We start from the raw sequence: 25,174 nt of genomic DNA on the forward strand, positions 1-25,174 counted from the left end.
GCGAAGGAAATATCCTTCAGAAATTTTTATTGATACCGCATAATAGATATTATGGGGTGTTTTTTATTTTATAGCTTTTCCAGCTATCCCAGCACCAGCTTCATCCGCGACATCTGCCGCCTGGGCTGTTCCTCCGTACTCATAGTATAAATCCGGGTAGTGCTGATATTCGAATGTCCCAGCAGATCCATCAACCGGACCACGTCTTTTTCAATACTGTAAAAAATTCTTGCAAACAAATGACGGAAATTATGAGGAAACACCTTCGCCGTATCTACCCCGGCTTCTCTTCCAAGCTGTTTCATCCGTTTGCTGATGTTGCTTCTGTCCATCATTTTCCCGCTTCTGGTAATAAAAATGCTTCCTGACAGGATTCCCGCCCTTCGGCAGTATCTCTTCAACACCTTCACCAACTCCACTGGAAGCAGCGCAATCCTTGATTTCCCCTTATTATAGATATCCGCCCGGCCATTTTCCAGGGATTCCACGGTAATGAACCGCAGCTCACTGATTCGAATCCCGGTACTTCCAATGGTCTGAAGCAGCATACTCATCCGGACATCCCCCTTCCGCTCCGCCGTATGTACCAGTCGCTCGTAGTCCTTTTCCGTCAACTCTCTCCTTTTCTCGCTGAACTGGGCACGCTGGATTTTAAACAGCTTCACCTTACACTCATCACGTCCCAGATAATCAAAATAACTGTTAATCGCCGCCAGCATGGAGTTGACGCTGGTCGTTTTGTAGCGCTCACTGAGATACTGCTTATATTCCAAAACAATTGCCTTATCAAATGTTTCCTTTCCGGCCGCCCTCACGTATCCCCAAAATTTCCTCACATCCCGCAGATACTTCTCCACCGTAGCCTGACTTCTCTCTTCCTCTCTCAAAAACTGCTCATAAGGCTCCAACATTTCATCCGCTGCCGAATTCATATTTTTGCGCATATTCATAATAAGAATCCCCCTTTTCTCTTGTGTGATATGGTCTTATCTTAAATAATTTGAAGACTTTTTGCAATGGTATTTTCTTCCATCATAACATTTCACAAAATAAAGGAGCCCAAAACCACATATGCATATGGCTCTGCGCTCCCTCTGCCGTAAAACCTACGGCTAACTACTCTGCCCATCCAAAGTTTCTTTAATTTTCAATATCTTCTCCACTGGAATATCGGTATTTTCATGGATTTCTTCAACCGTCTTATTCTTACTCAACATCGTAGTCACGATTTTCACCATGCTCTTCTCCATCCCCTGCCTCATGCCACGCTTCATCCCGGTCTCCATCCCATCTTTAAAAATCATCTGTCCCAGTAACGACATCTTCAACACCTCCTCCATAGGATTCAAAAACGTGTCTTTTGTCTACCTTTAGTATAAATTCTTTTTTCTCCACAGACAATAGTTTTTCTACAATTAATCCTTTTATAATTGTTTTTACGTAAGATAGATGTCATGGCCGTCGATTCGCACAATCAGCATTATCTGCTTGGAGAATGTAAATATAAAACATCCCCCTTTGATTTGGCCAATTACAAAAAATTAGAAGAAAAATGGCCTGGGACCCAGGCCCCAGGCTGCTATTTCTATCTCTTCTCTCAAAACGGTTTTACAAAACCGGTGTATGAACTGGAAAAACGCGGCAATGTTGCCTGCGTAACATTAGAGGAACTGGTGAATGATTTCCTTAAACAGCATCCATCACATTCCTAACTGCATTGCAGTTAATGAATAAACATCGCATCCCCAAAACTAAAGAACCGGTACCGCTCCTTAATCGCCTCCTGGTAAGCATTCAGCACATGCTCCCGGCCGGCCAGGGCGGAGACCAGCATCACAAGCGTGGATTCCGGCAGGTGAAAATTGGTGATCAACGCGTCCAGTATCTTAAACTGGTACCCCGGATAAATGAAAATCTCCGTCCAGCCGCTTCCTGCCTTCAATATCCCGTCGTCCCCAGTGGCCGACTCCAGAGTCCGGCAGCTTGTCGTCCCAACACAGATGACACGCCCGCCGGCCTTTTTGGTCTCATTAATCTTCTTCGCTTCTTCCTCTTCCACAATATAAAACTCCGAATGCATATGGTGGTCCAGAATATCGTCCACCTTCACCGGCCGGAAGGTTCCAAGCCCCACATGAAGAGTCACATGGGCGATCGTCACGCCCATCTCCTCAATCTGCTGCAGCAGTTCCTTCGTAAAATGCAGCCCCGCCGTAGGCGCCGCCGCGGAGCCATCATGCTTGGCATACACCGTCTGATACCGGTTCTTATCCTTCAGCTGGTGAGTGATATAAGGCGGCAGCGGCATCTGCCCCAGCTGGTCCAGAATTTCCTCGAAAATGCCTTCGTAGGAAAACTGAATCAACCGGTTTCCCTCCTCCACCACATCCACGACCGTCCCCTTCAAAAGACCGTCACCAAAGGAAATCACCGTCCCCGGCTTCGCCTTCTTCCCCGGTTTCACCAGCGTTTCCCAGATATCATGCTCCTTTCTCTTGAGCAGCAATACCTCGATCTTCGCTTCCGTATCCTCCTTCACACCAAACAGCCGGGCCGGAATCACCTTCGTGTCATTGATGACAAGGCAGTCCCCTTTCTTCAAATAGGAGGTAATATCCCGAAACCCTTTATGCTCGATCTCCCCCGTATTCTTGTCCAGCACAAGCAGCCTGGACGCCGACCGGTCCTCCAGCGGGTCCTGCGCAATCAGTTCCTCCGGCAAATCAAAATTAAAATCCGAAACGTTCATGATGTCTCCTTCTCTTAACGAATTCCGTCTTATCCTTACTGAGATAATCCACTAAACTACACAATTGAGATATCTCACTGCACTTTTCTACTGCGCGCCGCTCTCCGTCTCAGGCACCGCCGTCTCCCCGGCCCCATCACTGCCAGCCGGCTCCGTCTCATCCACAGACCCCTCCGGCGTGTCAACGCAGGTCGTTCCCGTCTCGTCTACCAGCTCCTCCGGCACGGCTCCGCCCATGGGCTCCTTCCCCATCACCTGGTAAATCTCGCGCAGAACCTCGTCCATCTCCAGCGCATTCTTCGCCTGGGCCTCCACCTGGGCCGACAGAGTCTTCACACTGTCCAGCAGACTGACTTTGGCGATAAACTCCGCCTCACTGTCCGTCACGTCCTGGGTCATGTAAAATTTCCCATCCCCGTCCCGCTTCACGTAACTCCAGGTCAGACTCGGCATCAACATCGCCGCGTCCTTGTACTGTATCTCAAAATAGGGATATATCACATAGGATGCCGGTTCCAGTCCGTCCACAAAATAGCAGGTGATATTCTCATATCCCTCCACCATCTGGCTGACCTTATCCATTCTGGCCCGCTCCTCTTCCAGCTCCGGCTCGCTGACATCCGTCCTGCCAAACACCGCCATCAGTCTCACCGGGTCCACATCCGTCTTGGCCTGGCAGTACTCCTGCACCAGGGCCGTCAGCTCCGGAATCTCGTCCTGCTTCAACTGGTACTGAGACAAATCAAGCTCGTCCCCTGTCTCATCCCCGGAAACGCTCCCGCCCGTCTCATCACCGCCGGCCGCCGTACTCTCCGTACCGGCAGTCGCCTTGTCACCGTCTTTATCTTTCTCCTTATTCCCACTGCCGACCACCACAATCACCAGTACCAACACCAGCACCACCAGCGGTATGCCAAGAAAATAAGTATACTTCCTAATTTTATCCTTCGTTAACGACACAGCCTTCTTTCTGCTCCGTCTCTCCATGTATGTTTCCCCTCCAGGCTCATCAGTCTGGCTCTATTCTAACAAAATCCCCTCCAAAAAGCAACCGCCCTCATAAGTATTTGCGAAAAACCACTTGCACATTTCCCAACAATATAGTATTATAATAGGGATGCGCCTGTAGCTCAGTGGATAGAGCAGTGGCCTCCGGAGCTGCGTGCGTAGGTTCGATTCCTATCAGGCGCATTTGATAAAAAGGCCTGAATTTAAGCTAGATGGTTATGAAACCCGCTTAAATTCAGGCCTTTTGTATATACGGAAGTGACAATACGAAAGAATGAGGAAGTGAGGAATGAGCAAGCCCAAAAGTAACTCAGAATTAATGAAACACAAAGAACAAGCAATCCAAAAAGTTGATGCTTACATCGAATCGCTTATATCATCTGAAGATATGAAACTCAAAGGGAAATCAGATAAACTCTGTTACTGGCTGGAAGATTGGACTACTTTTCTCTCTTTTGAAAGTCAATTTTCTCCTATGAGCCTAAGAAGGTACAAACGTGGAGAAATTATTAAGGTACATTTGGGTTTTAATGTTGGAAGCGAAGAAGGGGGCTTGCACTACGCCGTAGTGTTAGATAAAAATAATGCTAAATCCTCCCCGGTTGTATCTATTATTCCGCTTTCGTCTGTAAAGCCACACACAGATATTTCAAAATTAAAAGGTGGCAGTATCTTTTTAGGAAATGAACTTTTTACGAATTTAAATGCGAAGGTATCAGCAACTAATAAGCATCTTACTGGTGAGATCAAATTGCTCACTCAAGTTGTTGAGCAGATGAGTGATGATACCTTTGATGAAAAACGAACAGAGATTATAAAAAAGATTATGGTCTGTAAAGATGAATTATCTTTCCTGGCCAGAATGCAGGCAGAAGTTTTAAAAATGAAGCAAGGCAGTATTGCTTTAATAAATCAAATTACTACCGTCAGTAAAATCCGTATATATGACCCCAAAACAGACCACGACATTTTAAGTGGAATCAAGCTATCAAACGAAAAACTAGACATGATTGATGATGAAATAAGAAAAAAATTTACGAACTTGTAGTCATTTTTTCTTGACAATCGAATATAATAAAGATACAATGAATATGAAAACAAAGCCGTTTACCGGCCGTATAAAAGACAATGTTTCCAGTAACCTGGAAGCCGTATTCATTGAGGCCCTGCAGAAATGCAGGGCCTTTTACGTGTCCAGCCTTTCAAAAATAGAGGCCGCCCCCCAGTATGTAAAAGCCAGCCCCCCCCTGGAAGAACTCAAAGAAAAGTTCCTCCAGGGTTTTTGTGTGTAGACTTATACCCCAGTTTTGATATATAATAGAACTTAATACAAAAGTCAAACGAGGAAAGCATATGGACTTAACAAATCAGTTTATAGAAAACTATAAAAAGAGACGTCCCTTCTACGAGACAGCTGGTACCATTGCGGCAAGGCAGCTGGAGTCTGCGCTGCAGGCGGCCGGTATCCGTGCCATGGTTACCTCCCGTGCCAAGAGTCCGGGGCGTTTGAAGAGCAAGGTGCTGCGACGCAATTCTACCCGTGCCGTGCCCTATAAAAACATGAGGGAAATCTACGAGGATATCGCCGATTTGGCCGGTGTCAGAGTCTCCCTCTATTTCCCAGGTGACCGCGACAAGGCCAACAGCCTGATTGCCGACTTGTTCACCATCCTGGAGACCAAGCAGTTCCCGGAGCAGTCCCGTCCGCCCAGCTACAACAAGCGGTTTTCCGGCTACTGGGCCAACCATTACCGGGCACAGTTGAAGGCGGAATCCCTGGACGGCACCCAGAAGCGTTACACTGACGCCCGCATCGAGATTCAGGTGGCGTCTGTTCTCATGCACGCCTGGTCCGAGGTGGAGCACGACCTGGTTTACAAACCGCTGCAGGGCACCTTATCCGATGAGGAGCTCGCCATTGTGGATGAGTTAAACGGCCTGGTTCTGGCCGGCGAGATAGCCCTGGAGCGGCTTCAGAGCGCCGGCAACGAGCGGATGAAGAACAAGAGCACCACCTTCGCCAGCCAGTACGACCTAGCGTCCTATCTCTACAACTATTTGAGCAACAACTTCCGGCGGGAGGATGTGGAACTTCGCATGGGCAACGTGGAACTGCTGTTCAAGCTCATCAGCCGTCTGAAGATGAACACCGTAAAGGAAATCGAGCCCGTCCTCAAATCGGTCAAATTTGAGAAGGACAGCCGCAACATTTCCCAGCAGATTATTGACCAGATTATCACGGGAAGCGAGAAGCGTTACCAGATTTATCAGGAACTGCGCATCGACAGCAATCTGGAAAATGAAGCCTGCAGCCAGGCGATTAACAACTTCTTCAGCCAGTGGGTGCCCTTAGAGCGCTACCTCAATTCCCTGGCCTTCAAGAATTCGCCCAAAACCCGCGGTGCCTTCAATATCAACACCTTAAAGCGGATGAATGTTCTCGACAAAGACTGCTTGAACAAAATCATTTCCCTTCGGAAGACGCGGAACGTTCTGATACATAACATCGAACTCCCCGAAGCGGATATCATCAGCAAGCAGGCCGCCGAGGCCAGGGATTTGCTCATAAAACTAAATACCCACTAGAATCGTCTCAAAAAAGGGAGACCGCCCCGCTCTGCCACCAAATCCGCAAAGCGACGCGGTCTCCCACTTTCTACTTAAAAATCCCCTTAATTCCGTTCCAAATCTTCACAAACACCTGAGAAATCCGGTACCAGATGCCATGATTCACCACTGGCGGCTCAATATCCACCGCGTTGTCCGTGATGCTGTCCTTATTAATCTCCTGGGTTTTCAGGATAATCTGAATGCTGGCCGGAGTCCCGTTCTTATCCGACGTAAAGGAAATCATCTGCTCATCCACATCCAGATTCAGGAAATTGGTCTCATCCTCCACCTTGTCAATCTCATTTTTCACGCTGTCCTTCATCTTCTCGTTGGCGTCCTTGACCCGCCCGGTGGTGGAATCCTCCACCGCCTTCTCCATAATCTCAATCAGCCCATCCAGCGTCTTCTCCGTCCCGTTCTCCACATCCGCCCGGTTGGCCTTCAGCGTGTTCTGGAGAATCGTCAGCGTGTTGACCAGATTCCCCGAAGAACTGGCCAGCGCCTGGGAGGTCACCATGGTATCGTCCAGCATCCGGTCGAAATCCGCCTGGTCCCTCTTCTTGATGGAGTTCACCGTGCCGATGCCCGCCATGGCATTTTCCAAATCCGCCATCACCCGGTCCAGCTCATTCAAAACCCCGGCGCTGCTGGTAAATGTCCCGTCAACCGAGTTGTTATCCAGCACCTCCTGCAGCTCATAAATCACATCCTGCACCTGGCCGACCATCTCCGTATACTTGTCAAGCAATTCATAAAGCTCATCCGTGCTGCCGCCTGCCGCCGCATTGATGGCATCCTGAAGCTCCTGCCTCATGCTGTCCGCCTGGGCCTTTCCGATATAGGGCTCCAGACTCTTAATCAGCGCCAGTGTCTGCTGCTTCATGGCCCCCAGCGCCTGGGCCATCTGCGCCTGCGTCATATTTCCACTGGTGACCATGCCCAGCCCTTCCGCCATCTCATCCAGCTTCGCCTGCACTTGATCCACCTGTGCCTGTAACTTATCCACCTTCCCCTGCGTCACACTGCCCGTATTCTGCAAATCTCCCTGCAAATCCCGCAAATCATTCTTAAGCCCATTCAGCTTTCCGCCCAAATCCGCGAAATCATCCTCCGAGCCCCTGGCCACGTCCACCAGGTTATCCATCTCATCGCTGATGTCCTGCATGGTCCGGTGCACATTTTCAATATCCGGGGACAGCTCCGTCAAGGCCGCCGTAAGCCCTGCCAGTTCCGTAATTCCCTGGTCCGTGCTGGCCGTCATCTCATCCTTGGACGCGTCAAACTTGGCCTTGGCCTCCTTTAACTGCTCCAGTCCGGTCTTCGTCACAGCCACCCCATTGGTCAGCCCATCCAGCTTATCCAGCACATCATTCAGACTGTCCACCAGTTCCTCCGCCGAGTCCGAAAACGTATCCTTCGCCTCACGGATATCCTTAATCTCCTTCATCTGCTCCAGGGTCCCCGGAACCATCATCATGATAATCCCCGACGACTCAAAGTTGCTGCTTCCAATCTCCATGTGAAATGTGGTCGATTCCCCCGGCACCGCCGCAAACAAAATCAGCTTGTAGGTGCCCAGCGACTGGGTCTGGGAGCCCGGCGCCACGATGGTGTTCACATCCTCCATATTCACCAGGTTCACCACCTGGAGCAGCATATTATTCTTATAGTAATCCTTCGCCTTCTCATTGGGCGTGCAGACCACATCGATGGCCACCAGCCCATCAGCCCCGGCCAGCTTCTCCGCCTCCACCGGCACCCCGTTTAACTGATAGGAAATGTCAAAGTCCCAGGGCAGAACAATGCTCTCATTGTCCATCTGGCACTCATAGTAGAACCGCTCCTTGCTGTCCTCCGGCAGATTCCAGGTCACCCCGTCCTCCGTCCGCACCGGCTCCACATGGCTGGACATATTGGTCACATCCGTGTAAGTCCCATAATCCGTGAAGGAGCGGATGCCGTTTAAATTGCACCCCTTCACCACACTGGTCTGAGTCCTGGCCCCATAGTAATCCAGGTTTACATAAACTGCCTCATCCGTGTCAATAGCAGGAGGTCCGGCCAATGCGGTCGCCGGCGTACATCCTATAAAGGTGCTGGCCGCCAGAATCACCGCCGCTCCTCTGCGCAATCCGTTATTTTTCTTCTTCCACATGATCTTCATCCTCCTCTATCTTCTTTCTGCCCTTTTCCTTCCATCGCAGCGTCATTTCCCGCCACCGTTCCTTAATCGGCTTTTTCGGCTTCCTCTCACTTCTCACCAGCCAGCGGTCACCGCCCACCAGCAGAATCGGAAGCAAAAACAGCACCAGAATCACGCTGACAAAGGCCCCACGGCCAATCAGATGTCCCAAATCCCCGATAGCCGTAACCGACGATATCTTGTAAAGTCCATACCCCACAATGGTCAGAATCGAGCCGGACGTCAGAATCGACAGCGCGCTTCGCGACACCGTGTGCTTCACCGCCCTGGCCTTCTCATCCGGATACTCCTTCCTGGCGTCCATGTAATTGTTGGTCATCAAAATCGAGTAATCCACCGTGGCCCCCAGCTGCAGACAGCTGACGATAATGTATCCGATATACAGCATCGTGTCGCCCGTCAGGTAAGGAATCGCCATGTTAAAGAAAATCGCCACCTCAATGGGAATCAGCACGATAATTGGCACAATCGCCGAGCGGAATGTCACCGCCACCACCAGCGCCACGCCGATAATTGACAAAATATTAACGAACCCATAATCCTCCGTGATAATATCCCGGATATCCTGGGTCGACGGCGTCACTCCCGTCACATAAGACCCCTCCGGATAATACTTCGTCACAATCCCCTTAATCTCATCGGAGCACTGGAACGCGAAATCGCTCTCATCCTTGGTCCTGATATAAATCAGAATCCGGCTGTAATCCTCCGTATGTAACATGCTGGTCATACTCTCCGGCAAAAAGTCCACCGGAATCCCTTCCGGCAATGTCCCCGCCAGCGACGTTACCGACTTGGTGTAGTAAAGGTCGTCAATCTCCTCACTCATCTCCCGCTCCGTCACCATGTCCGTGTTGGGCACAATGGCCAGAATCAGGTTGCTCTTGCCAAACCGGCTGTTAATCGCCTGCTCATCCTCATAGGCCGCCGTACCTGGGCTGGAACCCAGGGCGCTGTTGCCAAATGCAAACTGGTTCATATTCTGGGCCACAAACATAGGAATCACCAGCACCGCCACAATCGCTAATACCACATAACGTATCTTATACACAAAATTTCCCATCTTATGGAAGGAAGGCACAAAGGATTTGTGCTCCGTCCGCTCAATCAGCCCGTTAAACCGCAGAATCAACGCCGGCATCAGGAACAGCACCGTCACCAGGCTGATGACAATTCCCTTCGCCAGCACGAATCCCAAATCCCGCCCGATGGAAAACCGCATCAGCATCAGCACGATAAATCCGACGATGGTGGTGGCCCCGCTGGCCAGAATCGAGGACAGGGAATTCCGGATGGCCTGCACCATGGCCTCCTCGGCAGGCAGCCCCTTCAGCTTCATTTTCGTAAAGGAATGTAACAGGAACACGGAATAATCCATGGCTATCGCCAGCTGGAGAATGGGCGCCACACTGAACGTGATAAAGGACACCGTCCCGATCATCAGGTTGGTTCCCATATTGATAATGATGGCAATGCCCATAACCATCAAAAACAGCACCGGCTCAAACCAGGAGGTGGTAGTCAGACACAGAATCACCGCAATCATGATGACGCCCATCACCAGCGCCACCGATATCTCCTTAATCAGGGTCTCGCTCAGTGACTTGTTCTGCACCGCGGAACCCATGAAATATCCCTTATCCCCGGTGATTGTCTTCATCTCGTTCAGCGCCGATTTCGTCAGCTTGCTGGAGTCCCCCTCCTCAAAAATGACGTCCATCACCGCATACTCATCCCGGTAATAATCCTCAATATTTTCATATTCAATAAAATGCTGGGCGCCGTAAATGTTGGTGGTGGTATCCGCCCACATCACCATATCCACACCGTCCACCGCCGCAATCTTATCCTTATAAATCTTCGCCTCATACAGCGACACCGGCCCCACCATCACCCTGGCGGTTCCCGGATACCCAAACTCCTCCTCCATCAGGTTTAACCCCTCCTTGGAGGGCGCATAGCTGGGCAGATACTCGCTCATATCATAATTCACACCGACAAAACAGGTAGCAATACAGGAAAGCACCACAGCCACCATAAAAAACTTCTCAATCAGCTTTCCCTTATTCACAATCAAATCAATCATGTTAAATTTTTTCTTCTCACCAACCGGTAATCCAACCTTCAATCGTTTCATGTTTCTACCTCCGTCCTCTAACATAATACCAATTCCCAAATTTGTAATTATACAATTTCCAAAACCTGGCTGATTTTTAGACAGATTTAAATTTTTGTCTAAAAATCATTTTTCTTCTTGATAAATATCTCCGGCTCCTGTATAATGGGGTTACGATTTTCCGACAATCAAGATTTTCAAACATTCCGGTTCCAGTTCTGAACCAGAGTACCCGATGCGATTTGCAGTAACATTATCAATAGTCTTTTGGGCTATTCTCATGGGATAACCATATCCATATCTGAAATTCACATCTTAGGAGGTATCATTTTATGTTATATGAAGAATTCATCATAACGGTTCAGTCAAAATTAAAAATGCGTCTGGGAACCAGCTATCACGTCACCATCCAGAAAGTACCCAAAAACAATGGCACCATGCTGGACGGGCTCTGCATCACCAAACCGGGCCAGAAGGTCTCGCCCACCATCTACTTAAATTCCTTTTACGAGCGCTGGAAATCCGGCACCGCCATGACCTGTATTCTGGAGGAACTTATCAATATCTATTCCGAGGAGAGTTCCATTCCCCAGTTAGATTCCGGGCTCCTCCACGATTTTAAAAATCTCCGGGACAAGGTGGCATTCAAACTGGTCCACACCGCCTCCAACCGGGAAATGCTGAAGGATTTGCCAAGCATCCCGTTTCTGGATTTGTCCCTCATTTTCTACCTGTATTTAAATGAAAATGAGTACGGCCACATGACCGCCACCATCCACAACAGCCACATGAAATCCTGGGGTGTCACCCCAAACGAGCTGTACCGGCTGGCTATGAAGAATACGCCCCGGCTTTTACCCGCCGAATTAAAAAGTATGGAGGAAGTCATAAGAGAACTGTGCGACATCCAGATGGACGACGACTTTATCAGACAGTTGATACGGGAGCAGGCGCAGGTGGAAGAGCCGACGCCTCTTTACGTCCTCAGCAATACCTGCGGCGTCAACGGCGCCTGTGCCATGCTTTATGAGAGCGCATTAAAAAACTTCGCGGATTTGCTGGAACAGGATTTGCTCATCCTGCCCTCCAGCATCCACGAAGTCTTACTGCTTCCCTATGCAGAGGATATCTGCATGGAAGATTTATTTCAAATGGTACGTCATGTTAATCAAACGGAGGTCCCCGTCGAGGACCGTCTCTCCGATGAAGTCTACCGCTACAAGCGGGCCGAGGACTGCATCATTGCCATTCCCCGTCTATCCAAATATCAGACTTCCTAACTGGTAGACAAGCACCGACATCACCCAGGCCGTAGCAATCTGGAAGGCCACAAGCCCCAGCGTCCAGCGCCAGGAGCGGGTCTCTCTCTTAATCGTAGCCACTGCCGCCATACAGGGCGAGTACAGCAGGCAGAATATCATCAGTGCGTAGGCGTTGACTGCGCCGAAACCTGTGACCGCCAAATCCTTGCTCAGCGCCATCATGCCGGCCTGGGAGTTGATGTTGCTGATTCCGTACAATACGGAGAAGCTGGACACCACCACCTCTTTTGCGGACAGACCGGAGATAAGCGCCACGGCGATCTGCCAGCTGCCAAGACCTGCCGGCCGCAGCACCGGCACCAGGATGTGGCCCACGATGGCCGCAAAGCTCTCCGATACCTCCGACACGAACCCGGAGGGGCCGATATTCAGCACAAACCACAGGACAATTGACGCAATAAAAATCGTGGTTCCGGCCTTACTCAAGTAATCCTTGACCTTATCCCAGACATAGATGGCCACCGTGCGGCCGTTTGGCGTCTTGTACTCCGGCAGCTCGATGAGCAGGGTGTCCTCCTCGGTGGACTTGGAAGTCTTGTGGGCCACAAAGGCCACCACGATAGCCACCAGAAGACCGATTAAATACAGGGAGTAGGCCACCATCAGCGCATGGCTTGGGAAGAACATTTCCGCAAACAGCACGTAGATAGGCAGTCTGGCCGAGCAGGACATAAACGGGGTAATCAGAATCGTCCGTTTTCTGTCCCGCTCGCTGGCCAGCGCCCTGGTTGCCATCACCGCCGGCACCGTACAGCCAAAGCCCAGCAGCATGGGCAGAAATGCCTTGCCGGACAGTCCCACCATGCTCATGGTCTCATTCATCACGTAGGCCACGCGGGCCATATAGCCGCTGTCCTCCAAAAAGGCCAGGGCCAGAAACAGGATAAAGATGTTAGGCAGGAAGGTGAGAATGCCGCCCACACCCGCGATAATCCCGTCCACAATCAGGGAGATGAGAAGGGGCGACGCGTGCAGGTTCTCCAGCACCGTCAGCACCGCCACGGAAAACCAGTCAAGGCCAATCTGGAAGTATTCCTTCAGAAAATCCCCTACCGTAAAGGTCAGGAAAAACACCAGCGCCATAATTCCCAAAAATATGGGAATACCCCATACTGGGTGGGTCAGGTACGTGTCGATTTTGTCCGTGGATGCCGCCTTTTTCTCTTTGTTGAACAGACACTCACCGATAATCTCTTCTATGTAATCGTATTTCTGGTTGATAATCTGCTTCTCATAGCTTTTATCCACCACGTCGGACAGATTCACCGGGTGGTCCTTGCTGACCTCCTCGTCGTACTCCAGCATTTTGATGGCATGCCAGCGCATGTTATCCAAATCTCCATAATGGGCTTTTAAGATCACCTCTACCTTTTCAATCTTTTCCTCGACGGTGTCGTCGTACCGGACTACTACGCCGTGAGGTCCTTCCTCATAGTGGTGTACCACGGCATGCATCAGCACGTCAAGGCCGGTCCGTTTTCTGGCGGACACGGGGACAACCGGGATTTCTCCCAGCATTTCCGGCAGTCGGTGCAAATCAATCTCCATGCCCCGCTCTTCCACAATGTCCATCATATTTAAGGCCAGAATCACCGGTTTTTTCAGTTCCAGCAGCTGCAGCGTCAGGTAGAGATTTCTCTCCAGGGAGGAGGCGTCCACCACGTTGATGATGACATCCACCTCTCCGTCCTCGATGCATTTTCTGGTCACAATCTCTTCTATGGTGTAGGAGGTCAGACTGTAAATACCTGGGGTGTCAATCACCCTGATGGGCCGGCCCTTGTAGCTGGTCTCCCCCTCCACGCGTTCCACCGTCACGCCGGGCCAGTTGGCCACCTTCAACTTCGCTCCCGTGAACGCATTAAACAGCGTGGTCTTCCCACAGTTTGGGTTGCCCACAAAGCCGACGGTAATCGGCCGTAAATCCTCCGCTCTCAACTCATCTCCACTCATCCGGACGCGCCTCCCTCATATCAATTCCCTCCGCGATTCTCCTGCCAAGCGCCAGGCGGGTTCCCCGCACTTTGATAATCAGGGTGCCGCTCCCCTTCTTGTTCATAATCGTGATAGGCGTCTGCTCATTGACCCCCAGCGCTTCCAGCCTCCTGGTTATCTTCTGCTCCACCAGGACACTCTCCACAATGTAGGTCCTTCCTATCTTCCCTTCATACAGCTTCATACTGGTTCCCCTTGCACACTCTCTTTATTGTTTCCCTTTGGTTAGGATAGGGTAACTTTCAAGGAAAGCATACTCTAATTGAGAACTGTTGTCAATATGTATTTCCAATAAAAAGCCAGGGCCACAGATGCCCTGGCTTCTAACTTTACTCCAACTCCAACAACATCTTCTTCACTTCCAGCATCCGGTCACGCAGCATGGCGGCTTCCTCGAAGTTCAACTCGGCTGCGGCCTGGTGCATCTTCTTCTGAAGTTCCTTCTGCAGCTTGTTCAGTTCCTTGACGTCCATGGATTCCGGGTCCTTCTTGAAATCCTTATCGCTCTCAATCGCCGCCTTGGAGATGGCAATCAAATCTCGGACCGCCTTCTTAATCGTGGTCGGCGTGATGCCGTGCTCCTCGTTGTACTTCTGCTGAATCTGCCGTCTTCGGTTGGTCTCGTCGATGGCCACCTTCATGGAATCCGTGATGGTATCGGCGTACATGATGACGTGGCCCTCCGAGTTACGGGCCGCACGTCCCACAGTCTGAATCAGGGAAGTCTCCGAGCGGAGGAATCCCTCCTTATCCGCATCCAGAATCGCCACCAGCGTAATCTCCGGAATATCCAGCCCCTCACGCAGCAGGTTAATTCCCACCAGTACATCAAACACGTCCAGACGCATATCCCGGATAATCTCCGCCCGCTCCAGCGTGTCAATATCCGAGTGGAGATATTTCACCCGAATCCCCACTTCCCGCATATAGTCTGTCAGATCCTCCGCCATCCGCTTCGTCAGCGTTGTAATCAGCACCTTGTGCTTGGCGGCCACTTCCTTATTCACCTCAGACACCAAATCGTCAATCTGCCCCTCCACCGGACGCACCGCAATCTCCGGGTCCAGAAGTCCCGTAGGCCGGATAATCTGCTCCGTCCGCAAAAGTTCATGCTCCTTCTCGTAAACGGACGGCGTAGCCGACACAAACATCATCTGGTCAATCTTGCTCTCAAACTCCGTAAAATTTAACGGCCGGTTGTCAAGGGCTGACGGAAGCCGGAACCCATAATTCACCAGCGTGGTCTTCCTGGAGCGGTCCCCCGCATACATGCCACGAATCTGCGGCAGCGTAATATGGGACTCATCCACAATAATCAGAAACTCATCCGGGAAATAATCAATCAGCGTACAGGGCGGCTCCCCCGGCATGGACCCCACCAGATGCCTGGAATAGTTCTCAATGCCGGAACAGAATCCCGTCTCCCTCATCATCTCCACATCAAAGTTGGTCCGCTCCGAGATTCTCTGGGCTTCCAGCAGCTTGTCCTCACTCTTGAAGAAAGCCACCTGCTCCTTCATCTCCTCCAGAATATTCTGGGCTGCCTGTTCCATCTTCTCCTTGGGCACCACATAATGGGACGCCGGGAAAATCGCGATATGCCCCAGCTGGGCCTTAATCTCTCCAGTCAGCGTATCAATCTCCGTAATCCGGTCCACCTCGTCCCCAAAGAACTCAATCCGAAACGCCTCCCCGCCGGAGTACGCCGGAAACACCTCCAGCACATCCCCCCTCACCCGGAAGGTCCCCCGCTTAAAGTCCATATCATTCCTGGTATACTGGATATCAATCAGCTTATGAATCACCTCGTCCCGATCCTTCACCATCCCCGGCCGCAGGGAAATCACCATCTCCTTATAATCAATCGGACTCCCCAGCCCATAAATACAGGACACCGAAGCAATAATAATCACATCATCCCTCTCCGACAACGCCGCCGTAGCCGAATGCCGCAGCTTATCAATCTCGTCATTGATAGAGGAATCCTTCTCAATATACGTATCCGTAGAAGGAACATACGCCTCCGGCTGGTAGTAATCATAATAACTCACAAAATACTCCACCGCATTATTAGGGAAAAATTCTTTGAATTCACTGTATAACTGGGCAGCCAATGTCTTGTTATGAGCGATAATCAACGTCGGCTTGTTCAACGCCTGAATCACGTTTGCCATAGTAAAGGTCTTACCGGAACCAGTAACTCCCAATAAAGTTTCAAACTGATTACCCTCCTTAAATCCTTTTACCAATTCTGCGATAGCCTGTGGCTGGTCACCGGTTGGTTTATACTCTGATACTAATTCAAAATGGTCCATATCCAAAACCTCTCTATTATTTAATCAACAAATTACTCTCACTCCATTTACTGCTAATATAATTCACCTAATACACAACCCACTTACCACTCCGACTATATCCAACAAATTCAGCCACATGCTCTTCACTCATTACCGCCAATTCCTTTTTCAGCGCATACATTGAAACCCCCAGTATTTGTGTCATTTTCTTTTTTGAAATTGAAGGATTTTTCTTTATGAGTACCAATATCTGTTCTCTCAATGGCAATCCCTGCAAATCCTTCGGTAATGGGGTTGAATTTGGGGTTGATGGGGTTGAATTTGGGGTTGACACATGTTCATTCTCATGTTTTGCATCCCCGAATCCCTCATGGATAAATAGTCTTGTAATAAAGTAACTGCGCGCTTCATCCGTTTCAAACTCTGGTTTCGGCGACCCATTTGCTTCTAAAGCATCAAGAATTTTTTTAAATCCTGTATTTCTTCCCTCAGTCAAATGTAGTTCTTTCAGGAAATCCCCTATCCTGCGGTTCCGATACCGACGATTTGATACGCGATAAGATTTCAATCCTTCCATTGTTACAGAACGGTCCGGTCCCGGAAAGCTTAATATTTCCATCCTGTCAGTCTCTACCCGAACTTCAATTGGCTCTCTTTCATCATAAGCGCGATGATATACCGCATTAGACAAGGCCTCCTCTATTGCTGCAAATGGATAATTGAAAAAGCGATCCGCTTCTGCACGATCCGGATATTTTACAACCTTTTCTGTAATAATTGTATTTCTGATATACTGCAAAGCATCTCTAAGTTGTTGCTGAATCGGCCCTTTAAAAGTCTGTTCAATAATATTATCGCCCCCCAATCCCTCCGGGAACTGGACAACATCTATCTGTGTGTATGGAAAAAATTTATCTGGCTCCATACTAAAAAACATCAACCCTACATTCTTGGGCTTCGTATATTCCGGAAGATTACTAATAATGTTCATATCGCTACATATTTCAATAAAATCTCCCGTTTTTGATTTTTCGTATAGTGAGCTTTTAACTACCTTTAAATAATTCTGAATAAGTGTAATATTTAAGTCCGATATCTCTGCCTGGTGATTTACACGGTCATCAAACGGAATTCGATTTGCCAAATTGAACAAATCCTTTTCTTCATCATCCGAGGGCTCTACTGTATTAGACATTTTCCGTATATAATGAATACGTTCTTTATTGTCTTTCGCCATAGTTTTCGGACAGGAATATGGCCTGCTATCTCCACCGGGGCACCAAATGACAATAAACTTCTTATTCTCATAATCCACAACTTCAACTATTGGCATATATGCAGGCCGAATCAACTTACATTTCGCCAAAATACTTTTTTGACAGGCATCGATTTTATCCATTGATATGCCCTTAAGAGGATAAACTGGCTGCCCCTCATTTTCCTCTACGCCAATAACTATATACCCACCGCCCCAGTTATCCAAATCATTTGCAAATGCGCATACTGATTTCAAGGAAGCTTCTGCATCCCAACTTTCCTTAAATTCAATCCTTGCCCATTCAACAACATCTCCTGATAACAATGTCTTTATGTTTGTTGGTATTGCCATATAGTCCCCTCCCATCTATACCAATGCACTGATTTCAATTGATTTTGAACGTACACTGTCTGCCATTCTGCTTATCTATATGAAACTTGAGACTTTATAACATGAATTTTATTAGGATCAAATCCATTAATCATTAAGCTTATAGCTATATCTTTTTCTGTTACTTTTGCACTAGGACCAATTATTATTTCTTTCACAAAATCATTACATATTTTTTCAAAAGATAAATCAAAATATGTAATAAGCTGTTCTCTAATACATTGTGTTTTTATTTCAGAAAGGATAAAATCTTTAAATTTTCCCTCACAACCAATACGCCCCTCTGGACACATACCAATACATAAGCGCCATTCCTTTTCTTCTGAAAAACCGGATTGTTTCATACAACCAATTTTGGCAATATCATTTTCATATACTTCTGCAAATGAAGCAAATAAATTTTTTCTTTGCATTGTATCTATAATGATTTGTGCTTCTTTGCTTGCAAATTCTCTTTGCTCATTTTCCGCATAGCATACTTTTCTAAACACCAATCCATATTCTTCTTCGTTTACTAATTGCATCATTTCTTTCGAAAAACCAATTGCAATTCCCATTCCTCCATTTGCATATCCCCTCCACTGGCTCAATAAATCTTTTTCCTCCGAAAAGCAAACTGCATAAAGATTAATACAACTTAACATCACATCTCTGGTATATTCTTCTAACGATAACACTTTATTTCTTTCTTCATCTTCTGGTATTATCATTTTAATTTTCTTTTCAAATTCTTTGCGAATCATATTTTCCATATAAGTTAATTCTGTATAATCATTAGATTTTCCTATGTCAGATAATCTCAATGATTTATTTTGTATGATTTTCAAAAAAGTATCTAAATTACAATAATGATATACCATATATCATTCTCTCTTTCTTCATTACGAATTTTTACCGCCAAAAGTTACAAACTACATACCGTCCGTCTAGTATCGCCTAGTCCGTTTAGTCTGCGAAATCCGTATTTCCCGGGAAGAACTCTTTAAAATGATTTTTGAAGCAAAAATTAGACATAATGAAATTGACGCTTTTATATGCTGAATTTCTGGCCGCCTGCAAAATATGACGAACATCATCATAAAATTGCTGTTCCTCTTTTGTTGAAGATAAATAAATCTTAGATTTACTCATTTTTCTATCCAATCCTCAGTATCTGCATTATTTCTAACTTCACTAAAAATTATAACACACCCCCAATAAAAAGTATAGGTGCAAACAAGAACATTTGTTCTTTTGTCTGCACCTATCCGTCTTCCCTCTATCTCTCCCCCCGGCGCCTCTTCACTGCCCGACCCAATTCCTCCAGCAGCCGCTGGGTATCAATTGGTTTGGGCACGAATCCGGTCATGCCAGACGCGAGGGCCAATTGTTCATCTTCCTTAAACGCGTTGGCTGTCATGGCGATTATCGGGATCGTTTTTGCATCTTCCCGCTCCAGTGAGCGGATGGCTTTGCTCGCCTCCAGTCCACTCATCTGGGGCATCTGCACGTCCATCAAAATCGCGTCAAATTCTCCAAGCCCACTCCTCTCAAACGCCTCCAGCGCCTTTCGTCCATTCTCCGCGCGCTGCGCCTCGATTCCCTGGGTCTCCAGAAGCGCGATTGCGATTTCCGCGTTCAAATCATTATCCTCCGCCACCAGAATCCGGATTCCCCGCAGGTCCCCGGCGCCGTTCTCACGGCCTGTCTCCTTAACGTCCTCCAATTCCCCTTTCGGAAATGTCACCGTAAAGTAAAACTCGCTTCCTTCCCCAGGTTTACTCTTCAACTGCAGCTCACCGCCCATCAGCTGAACAATATTCCTGCTGATGGCCAGTCCCAGTCCCGTTCCCTGGCTCCTGGAATAGTTGGAGCCCACCTGCTCAAAGCTTCCAAAAATCCGCTGCTGGTCCTCCTGCGCAATTCCTGTCCCCGTATCTCTCACCCGGAACGTAAACGCCGCCGTCTCCTGCTCTGCGGCATCCTCCTCCGTCACTTCCACGGCCACGCTCCCGCCTGCCGGCGTAAACTTAAACGCGTTGGACAGCAGATTCACAATCACCTGGCGCAGCCTAACCGCATCCCCCCGGACCACATCGTCCCGAATACTCTTCTCCATCCGAAACTCCAGTTTCCGGCCAGCCGCCTCCAAAACCAGCATACTCTCAATCTCATCCAGCATCGCCGTCATGGAAAATGACTCGTCTGCCATCTCCATTTTCCCATTTTCAATCCGGCTCATATCCAGAACATCATTAATCAGACTGAGCAGATACCGGGAGGAGGCCTTCACTTTCACCAGATTCTCCTCGGCCGCCGCCGTCAGCTTCTCCGTCATCAGCGTCAAATCCACCAGTCCCATAATCGCATTCATCGGCGTCCGAATCTCATGGCTCATGCGGGAGAGAAACTCACTCTTGGCCCGGTTCCCCGCCTCCGCTCTCTCCAGCTCACTGCGCATGGCCGCGGCATGCAGACGGCTCCGAAAGAAGATGGTCACCGCCAAAAGCATCAGCATGAGAACCACCGTAACCACCGCAATGGCCAGCCCCGGATTGGCATAGACAATACTGGACAGCGTCATCCTCGTCTCCCCGATGGACACCAGATTCCGGCTGTTAATCACCGACAGCTCCTGAGCCGTGAGGTTGTTGACCCCTTTGTTGAGAATCGACAACAGCTCCGTCCGGGCCGGACTCTTCACCGCAAAATTGATATCCATCTTGTCATTTACCAGATTTACCTGCACCAGATTCAGAAAGTTATTCTGCTGGATAATGTGCTCCAGCCGCGCGGAAACTCCATAGAAGAAATCCACCCGCCCCCGGTTCACATCCGCCAGCGCCTCCTTCATGCTGTTATAATATACCACCTTCTCCGCATTGACATACCATGGCAGCTGCTGTCCCTCCAGCACCGCTCCCACCAGTCCCTCGGCGGGATAGCTGGACTCCTTGTTTCTCACCAGAATCGAATTCAAATCCACATAGGACGCCGACAACGCCAGTTTCTGCTCAAACGCTTCCTCATTCGTCCCCAGATAAAATCCCAGAATATCGGCTTCCCCCTGCTGCACCGCAGCTAGAGAAGACGCATAACAGTCGTAAAACCGATACTTGAACTGCAGTCCGGAATACTCCGTCACCTTCTCCAAAATGTCCGGCACAAAACCATTATGCCCGTCCGTATTGTTCAGACAAAATAAGGGATGCCAGTCTCTTGGAAGCGCCACAGTCACCGTTTTCTGCTCCTCCACATACGCCTTTTCCCTGTCATTTAAAATCGTATACTCATTATAGGTGTTTGGGAAATTGGCTTCATACACCTTCTGGGCAAAATTGGGGTCCGCCTCATAAATCTTCCCCAGCGCCATATTAAGCGCATCCAGCGTCTCCCTGTCCCCCGGCCTGGTCACAATATAGTGGGGCTGGGAGTCAAATGCCGCCGCAATGTAGAATTCTCCTCCGGCATCCCCACTGTTTCCCAAAAGCAGGTCCACCTCGCCATCTTCCAGCAAACGCTTGGCGCTCCCCTTCTCCTCCACTACCTCCCTGGTATAATACTTCAGAGTACAGTCCAGCTGGTTGAGGTCCAGGTATATCTTCAGACGCCGGATATTTTCCACCGCCCGGTCATACACGCCAATCGTCTTTCCATTCAACGTATTCAAATCATAGCTTTTGATGGTTTCATCATCCCGCCTTGCCAGCAAAATCAGTTTGCTGTAACCACAGTTGTATTTCGGATACCCGTAATACTCCTCCAGCCCATCCATATAGTACTGTCCGCCCATCAGGTCGATATTTCCTTCTTTGAACTGGCTGATAATCATGTCGTTATCCACCGTCACATACTCATAAGTCCACCCCGTATATTTGGCGACCTCATTCAGCACATCCACCACCAGCCCGGCAGGTTCCCCATTGGGCGCCATCATGGAATACCCTTCCACCAGGGGAAATGCCACCCGCAGAACCCGGTGTTCCTCCGCACGATTTACGCTGTCCGCGCCAGCCATACCGGCCGTATCTGCCACACCGGCCGCTCCAGACACATCAGTCACGCCAGCCACACCAGCTGTCTCCTCAGCCGCAGCTCCCAAAACTGTCATCACTGTCAGAGCAAGCACCGCCGCCAGCAGCGCCAGTCCCCGCTTTCGTCCCAGACTGCCGCCACTTCGTCCCGCATTTCCCCAATTTTCTCTCTCACTTCTATCTTTCTTTACAACCATTCATCTATCCTTTACTATCACATCAATCCTAAAACCCCAGATACGCCTGGAGCAGCTGCCTCAACTCCTCCACATCAATCGGCTTAGCAAAATGGGCATTCATCCCTGCCCGGAGCGCCGACCGCACATCCTCGTCGAAGGCATTGGCCGTCATGGCAATGACCGGCAGCACCGCCGCATCACTCCTGTCAAGCCCGCGAATCGCCCTTGCCGCCTCATATCCATCCATCTTCGGCATTTGAATATCCATAAAAACCAAATCATAATAACCAGGCTCCGATTCAGAAACCATCCGCACCGCTTCCACGCCGTCGCAAGCTTCCTCCACCGCAATCCCCTTCTCCTCCAGAAGGGTCCGCATAATCACCCGGTTCATCTCATTGTCCTCCGCCAGAAGGATACGTCTGCCCGTGAAATCCTCAACCGCTGTCTCCCGGTTCGTCCCAGACATTGCTACCGCCGCCCCGATTGCTCCGGAATAACCGCCGCCTCCGTCCTCAGCCGATACCTCATCAGAAACACACCGAAGCGGAATCGTAACCACGAACGTAGACCCCTTCCCAGGCGCGCTTTCCACATGAATATCGCCATTCATCAAATCCACCATATTCTTCGTAATCGCCATGCCGAGCCCCGTCCCGGTTATCCTGCTGTTGGTGGAATCCTGCACCCGCTCAAAAGGCTGGAACAGCTTCTCCAGAAATTCAGCCGACATTCCAACTCCATTGTCACGACAGCAGAACCTGTAATTCTGGTATCCCCTGCCGCCGCCTGGCTCCTGGGTCACCTCCACCCGGACTGTTCCTCCGGCCGGCGTGTATTTCACCGCGTTGCTCAGAATGTTGATGCACACCTGCCGCAGCCGCAGCGCATCCCCAATCACCAGCTCCTCCCTCACGTCCATGTGGGCCTGCATGTCAATCTCCCCCTGCTCCGCTTCCGGACGCATCAAATCCACGACGTCGGAGATCAGCTGTTCCAGGTGAAATGCTTCCTCCCGAAGCGTCATCTTGCCACTCTCGATTTTAGACATATCCAGCACATCATTTATCAAACTCAAAAGATGCTGGCTGGAAAGATTGATATTTTTCAGACACTCTCCCACCCGGTTTCTGTCATCCAGATGGCCTGACGCGATGGCCGTCATCCCGATAATCGCATTCATCGGCGTGCGGATATCGTGGCTCATATTGGACAGGAACCGGCTCTTCGCCTGGTTGGCCGCGTTGGCATTGTCAAGGGCGCTCTGGAGCATCTGTCTCTGCTGCTCCTCCTCATGGCGTTGCTCGTCAATCAGGCGGGCCATCAGAATCGCCAGACTGTCCTCCGAATACGGATTTTCCACATAGATAATCTGCACGGAAGTCCAGTGATACTCCCCGTCCTTCAGCAAATGCCTGGACTCCAGAAACACCTCACTGCGCTCCCTGCACAGGCTGCGCCGCAGATTATCCGGCTGGAAACGCCGCTCAAACTCTTCCAGATTGTCCGCATGCACGCTTGGTATAAAACTCTCGTACAACTCCCGGTACGAGGATGTCTCCTTCAGATTTACCAAAAGTCCCTCGCCGGTATAGATAAATTTACAGGTATCCTGGGTCAGATTCAGACTGATAATGATGGGGTAAATGTTGGAAATCGCCCCCACCAGCATCATCCGCTCCTGCAGTTTCTCCCGCTCCGCCTCTTCCTCCGCCAGCTTCTCACTGGTGATGTCATGAAACGTGGTGATGAGGATGCTATTGCCGTCATCGTCCAGCGTCTTCTCCACCAGCCCGGCCACCCAGAAAAAGCTGCCGTCCCTTTTCAAGGTACGGTGTTCAATGATATTCTTTCTCTCATGCTCCACCGTATCCTCAAAGGACTCAATCAGTTTCTCATAATCCTCTTCATAGATGACTTCCCGCAGCAGCTGGTTCTTCGGCACCTCATCGAAAGCATCCTCCGGATACCCCAGCAGCCGCATTCCCTCCTGATTCAACTGTAAAATCCGGTACGGCTGTTCCAGCGATATCAGGGCAATGCCCTCCGGAACCGCATTGTACAGATGCTCAATATACCCCGCCTGGCTCTTCAGCTTCCGGTTCGTCCAACTCACATAGCGGTAATTCAGCGCCACCAGAATGGCGATTCCGCCGATAATCCCCACAATTAAAATCAAAGTCCGCAGAATAATCTCATTGGTCTGGGCCCGGACAACCGCCCTCGGTATGATGGAAACCAGATACCAGTCAGACCCCAGTTCCAGAGGAATATAGCAGAACACCGTGTCCTCCCCCTGGTAGGAAAATGACGCCCATCCGGTTTTGTTCTCCTTCAAAGCCCCCGCGAACTGCTCCAGCGCATCCGGCTGATTTTCCGGCACCTGAAGCATATCAAACAGATTCTGCGTCGTTTTATTGCTCTTTGGATGGGTGGGACGAATCAACACATTCCCATCCCCATCGACAACATAGGAAAAACCGCTGTCCTGATAAAAGGAGAGACTGAAACTGTCCACAATCTTTCCCACTTCATATTCCTTTAACAGATAACCCGCCGTGCCATCCTGCATCGTCACCCGTACAAATAGATGAAACACATTGACACCTGTCACACTGCTGATGTGCGGGTCGACAATCCCATGCTCCAGCCCTCGTTCCTCCAGCTGCTTCATCACGTTTTCATCGACCGGTACACCCGCCGGAAAAGTCATCCCCTCATCCGTAAAATAGCTGACGCCGCTGTCCGTCTGGCTGTAATTTTGCAAAAATATGTCCAGTGCCTCCTCATCCCCAGGCACTATTTTCCCCAGACGCTCCGCCACGTTTTCCAGCCTTTCAAACTCCTCCTGAAGCTGAACCCGCAGAGTATTACACCCCTGCTGGGTGCTTTCCATAATCGTAGTGATGGACTGCTGCCACAGCTGCCCGCTCACCCCGTTGACAAACAGACTCGTTATCAAAATGAGAGCTGTCCCAATAACAACAGCCGCCAAAACGATTTTCGTTTTTGTTATCTTACTGTTTTGATTCAT

18 protein-coding genes and 1 tRNA gene are annotated in these 25,174 nt (G+C 49.6%); 6 read left to right on the top strand and 13 right to left on the bottom strand.

What is annotated here, in order from left to right:
- Positions 1 to 83 precede the first annotated feature (83 nt).
- Positions 84 to 950 carry a tyrosine-type recombinase/integrase gene (locus HMPREF9473_RS20275; protein ID WP_006782086.1) on the bottom strand — a complete coding sequence of 289 codons (867 nt, stop codon included), beginning with the start codon at positions 948 to 950 and terminating at the stop codon, positions 84 to 86.
- Between the two features lie 162 nt (positions 951 to 1,112).
- A complete protein-coding gene (locus HMPREF9473_RS20280; RefSeq protein ID WP_006782087.1) occupies positions 1,113 to 1,322 on the bottom strand; it encodes a hypothetical protein in 210 nt (69 codons plus the stop codon).
- 108 nt (positions 1,323 to 1,430) lie between these two features.
- Between HMPREF9473_RS20280 and HMPREF9473_RS27970 the strand changes: the two genes are divergently transcribed.
- On the top strand, positions 1,431 to 1,712 hold the full coding sequence (locus HMPREF9473_RS27970; protein WP_187388723.1) for a hypothetical protein: 282 nt from the start codon (positions 1,431 to 1,433) through the stop codon (positions 1,710 to 1,712).
- 11 nt (positions 1,713 to 1,723) lie between these two features.
- Here HMPREF9473_RS27970 and queA read toward each other — a convergent pair whose 3' ends face one another.
- On the bottom strand, positions 1,724 to 2,749 hold the full coding sequence (gene queA / locus HMPREF9473_RS20290; RefSeq protein WP_006782088.1) for a tRNA preQ1(34) S-adenosylmethionine ribosyltransferase-isomerase QueA: 1,026 nt from the start codon (positions 2,747 to 2,749) through the stop codon (positions 1,724 to 1,726).
- Positions 2,750 to 2,836: 87 nt separating this feature from the next.
- Positions 2,837 to 3,736 carry a hypothetical protein gene (locus HMPREF9473_RS20295; protein WP_006782089.1) on the bottom strand — a complete coding sequence of 300 codons (900 nt, stop codon included), beginning with the start codon at positions 3,734 to 3,736 and terminating at the stop codon, positions 2,837 to 2,839.
- A gap of 132 nt (positions 3,737 to 3,868) precedes the next feature.
- On the opposite strand from HMPREF9473_RS20295, the gene HMPREF9473_RS20300 reads away from it, so the two are divergent.
- From HMPREF9473_RS20300 to HMPREF9473_RS20315, 4 genes are all read left to right on the top strand, one after another.
- Positions 3,869 to 3,940, top strand: a tRNA-Arg gene (locus HMPREF9473_RS20300).
- Between the two features lie 106 nt (positions 3,941 to 4,046).
- Entirely contained in the window at positions 4,047 to 4,805 is a 759-nt protein-coding gene (locus tag HMPREF9473_RS20305) for a type II toxin-antitoxin system PemK/MazF family toxin (RefSeq protein WP_006782090.1), read from the top strand.
- 10 nt (positions 4,806 to 4,815) lie between these two features.
- Complete coding sequence (locus tag HMPREF9473_RS20310) at positions 4,816 to 5,049, top strand: hypothetical protein (RefSeq protein ID WP_187388724.1); 234 nt, start codon at positions 4,816 to 4,818, stop codon at positions 5,047 to 5,049.
- A gap of 61 nt (positions 5,050 to 5,110) precedes the next feature.
- Entirely contained in the window at positions 5,111 to 6,343 is a 1,233-nt protein-coding gene (locus HMPREF9473_RS20315) for a GTP pyrophosphokinase (protein ID WP_006782091.1), read from the top strand.
- A gap of 70 nt (positions 6,344 to 6,413) precedes the next feature.
- Here the strand turns inward: HMPREF9473_RS20315 and HMPREF9473_RS20320 are convergent, their stop codons facing one another.
- Entirely contained in the window at positions 6,414 to 8,522 is a 2,109-nt protein-coding gene (locus HMPREF9473_RS20320) for a hypothetical protein (RefSeq protein ID WP_006782092.1), read from the bottom strand.
- Positions 8,503 to 10,707: an efflux RND transporter permease subunit gene (locus HMPREF9473_RS20325; RefSeq protein ID WP_006782093.1), complete on the bottom strand. Its 2,205-nt coding sequence runs from the start codon at positions 10,705 to 10,707 to the stop codon at positions 8,503 to 8,505. The genes HMPREF9473_RS20320 and HMPREF9473_RS20325 overlap by 20 nt, the downstream gene beginning before the upstream one ends.
- Before the next feature lie 311 nt (positions 10,708 to 11,018).
- Between HMPREF9473_RS20325 and HMPREF9473_RS20330 the strand changes: the two genes are divergently transcribed.
- Positions 11,019 to 11,966, top strand: coding sequence for a DUF5688 family protein (locus tag HMPREF9473_RS20330; RefSeq protein ID WP_006782094.1), 948 nt, complete (start codon positions 11,019 to 11,021; stop codon positions 11,964 to 11,966).
- On the opposite strand, the gene feoB is transcribed toward HMPREF9473_RS20330, so the two are convergent.
- From feoB to HMPREF9473_RS20365, 7 genes are all read right to left on the bottom strand, one after another.
- A complete protein-coding gene (feoB, locus tag HMPREF9473_RS20335) occupies positions 11,943 to 13,961 on the bottom strand; it encodes a ferrous iron transport protein B (protein WP_006782095.1) in 2,019 nt (672 codons plus the stop codon). The genes HMPREF9473_RS20330 and feoB overlap by 24 nt on opposite strands.
- Positions 13,948 to 14,187, bottom strand: a complete 240-nt coding sequence (locus HMPREF9473_RS20340; RefSeq protein WP_006782096.1) for a FeoA family protein — start codon at positions 14,185 to 14,187, stop codon at positions 13,948 to 13,950. Before HMPREF9473_RS20340 ends, feoB begins: the two co-directional genes overlap by 14 nt.
- Before the next feature lie 145 nt (positions 14,188 to 14,332).
- Positions 14,333 to 16,318: an excinuclease ABC subunit UvrB gene (gene uvrB / locus HMPREF9473_RS20345; protein ID WP_006782097.1), complete on the bottom strand. Its 1,986-nt coding sequence runs from the start codon at positions 16,316 to 16,318 to the stop codon at positions 14,333 to 14,335.
- 67 nt (positions 16,319 to 16,385) lie between these two features.
- Positions 16,386 to 17,909, bottom strand: a complete 1,524-nt coding sequence (locus tag HMPREF9473_RS20350) for an RNA-binding domain-containing protein (RefSeq protein ID WP_006782098.1) — start codon at positions 17,907 to 17,909, stop codon at positions 16,386 to 16,388.
- Positions 17,910 to 17,980: 71 nt separating this feature from the next.
- On the bottom strand, positions 17,981 to 18,808 hold the full coding sequence (locus tag HMPREF9473_RS20355; protein WP_006782099.1) for a DUF2971 domain-containing protein: 828 nt from the start codon (positions 18,806 to 18,808) through the stop codon (positions 17,981 to 17,983).
- Between the two features lie 398 nt (positions 18,809 to 19,206).
- A complete protein-coding gene (locus tag HMPREF9473_RS20360) occupies positions 19,207 to 22,158 on the bottom strand; it encodes an ATP-binding protein (RefSeq protein ID WP_006782100.1) in 2,952 nt (983 codons plus the stop codon).
- A 28-nt stretch (positions 22,159 to 22,186) separates the two neighbouring features.
- Positions 22,187 to 25,174, bottom strand: coding sequence for an ATP-binding protein (locus HMPREF9473_RS20365; protein WP_006782101.1), 2,988 nt, complete (start codon positions 25,172 to 25,174; stop codon positions 22,187 to 22,189).

The organism is Hungatella hathewayi WAL-18680 (assembly GCF_000235505.1).
Taxonomy (GTDB): domain Bacteria; phylum Bacillota; class Clostridia; order Lachnospirales; family Lachnospiraceae; genus Hungatella_A; species Hungatella_A hathewayi_A.